Genomic DNA, 2,147 nt, shown 5'->3' with positions numbered 1-2,147 from the left:
TTTTTCCTTTATTCTTTTGTTATTGTAATAATATTCGACTATTACTCTTTCTTTTTCTTCTCTATAACATTATACCCATTTTCTTTAAATTTTGAAAGCCAATTATGTAAAAGACCGGAAGAAGCCAGACCAACATCAATAGCGACAGAATTAATAGATTCATTATTAACTATGATTCTATTAATTGTCTGCAATTTAAATTCTTTAGAATATATCCTATTTTTATCTTTCCTTTCTTTCCTTGTTAATTTACTCATAAAAACTGCACCTCCAATCTTGTGTCCAAGATTTTGGGTGCAGTACATTAAGCTGGAATTTACCAGTCTTTTTTGTTATAATTGGCTCTTTTTTCATCCCCATCACTTATAAAGAGCTTTTAAAAATAGGGAATTTCAAAATCATACCATTTTTTGTATCTTATACCAATATTTTTTATTACAAATGATGTTACTTCATTTGTTTTTTTATTTTCAATAAAAATTTTAAATTCAAAATAATTCTTATCGTATTCAAAAAATCTATTTCTTAAAATATTATTTAAATTATTTTTATCTAAGATTTTATTTATTTCAGATTCAGAAATATTGTAAAGATAATAATTTTCTTTCTTATAATAATTTAATTCTAAAATTTTTTTATTTATTTCAATATTTCCTATCTTTTTCTTATAATAAATTATTTCAATATTTTTTATATAATGTGAAGAGCTTAAGTTTTTATTTCCTAGAACTAATAAAGAATTTCCATTAATATAAATTGCCTTAATTGGTAATTCAACAGATTGATATTCTTGACTTGAAGAACCAATTATATATTCATTTTTTAAATTTAAACTATACTTTGTATAAATGAATATTATTATATTTGTTATTATACATACAGATATTATAATTATAAATTTTATTATTTTACTCATTTTTTATTTTTAGTTTCCTTTCTTTTGTATGTTTCAAAACATCAAGCTCCTTTTGCTTATCATAAGTATAGTAATTAAACGTCCCTCTATTTAAATTATCTTTTACAACTTGTTTTTTATCTGAAGTTAATACAATTTCTCTCCCATTTTCTTTATTTACAAATTTTCTATTTAAGCCACCAATTTTTATCTTTCCGCCTATCATATTATGATAAACTGCTTCTTTAGGTTCAACTTCTGTATAGTGATTAGGATATTTAGAAAATTATTCGATTGCTCTTATCTCATTCAATGCAATAAGATAATAATAATTTATTTCTTCTCTATAATCACTATTTTTTTTATATCTTTTCCAATTGATATAATAATCTTTCTTTTCACCTCCATATGCTTTAATAAAGGCATCTATTACATTATTTTTTTCCTTATTTGTTTTAAAATTTTCACTATTATGATATTTTGATGGAACAATTGTTTTATCCCCCACATTTTCCCCAAAATCAACATTGGAATAATCCTTCCCATCCGAATGAATACTGATAGTTGGATGTCATCCTTGTATTTTTCAGAAAAGTACTCATTTGAAGCCCTTCCTGTACTTTCAAGCCCTTTTTCATCTGTTCCTGTATTTCTCTGTCTGCCTTCAACTTTTCCTATTACATGACTTCCTTCTTCAACTATTGTTCCAATAAGTCCAGCCTTTGTTGCATTCTTCGGATCTTCTCCATTGATTATTATTGTCTTGATTTTCTTTCCTTTTTTATCATGTACATAAGCCGTCCCTGTTCTTAACTTTTCCAATATCCTCTTTCAGTTTACTAGGATTAGTAGCATACTCAATATTTTGGCTCTCTACATTAATATTTGTACTTCTATGAGTGTCCTTTGTTACTTCATTTGCTCTTGTAATATCCCTGTTTATTGGACTTCCAGAAGATTCTCCTATCTCAACATCTCCAACTACTGTATTTCTTGTAATTCCTTGCTTATCCCTGCTGTCCTGATTAAAGCCAACGTTAGTAATTTTTGGTTTTCCTCCAAGTGAAACTCCTATTGAACCTCCTGTTGTTGTCATTGTATCATAATTTTGAATATCTTTTCCAACATAAGTCTCAATCCTAAATGTAGAATTCCCTTCCTTGCCAACTACAACTCCAGTATTTTCAACTGTTCCAACATGAAGGTTACTTCCTTCTCCAACAACGATTATTTGAAAATATATAACTAAATA

General features: G+C 26.5%; 3 protein-coding genes and 2 pseudogenes. All 5 read right to left on the bottom strand.

The features are described from left to right. Positions 1 to 50: 50 nt before the first annotated feature. Positions 51 to 233 (bottom strand): annotated as a pseudogene (locus tag HMPREF1984_RS08360) (transposase); the annotation flags it as partial. 143 nt (positions 234 to 376) lie between these two features. Next, the gene (locus HMPREF1984_RS08355; RefSeq protein WP_021767528.1) at positions 377 to 916 is read right to left on the bottom strand and encodes a hypothetical protein; all 540 of its coding nucleotides are present in this window, start codon (positions 914 to 916) and stop codon (positions 377 to 379) included. Further along, complete coding sequence (locus HMPREF1984_RS08350) at positions 909 to 1,121, bottom strand: hypothetical protein (protein ID WP_021767527.1); 213 nt, start codon at positions 1,119 to 1,121, stop codon at positions 909 to 911. The genes HMPREF1984_RS08355 and HMPREF1984_RS08350 overlap by 8 nt, the downstream gene beginning before the upstream one ends. A 203-nt stretch (positions 1,122 to 1,324) precedes the next feature. After that, positions 1,325 to 1,717, bottom strand: coding sequence for a hypothetical protein (locus HMPREF1984_RS11665; protein WP_021767526.1), 393 nt, complete (start codon positions 1,715 to 1,717; stop codon positions 1,325 to 1,327). Continuing rightward, positions 1,680 to 2,147, bottom strand: a pseudogene (locus tag HMPREF1984_RS11660) (hypothetical protein); the annotation flags it as partial. The gene HMPREF1984_RS11665 and the pseudogene HMPREF1984_RS11660, both read right to left, overlap by 38 nt.

The sequence above is a fragment of the Leptotrichia sp. oral taxon 215 str. W9775 genome (assembly GCF_000469505.1).
Taxonomy (GTDB): Bacteria; Fusobacteriota; Fusobacteriia; order Fusobacteriales; family Leptotrichiaceae; genus Leptotrichia_A.
This window is presented reverse-complemented; position numbering and strand designations above follow the sequence as displayed.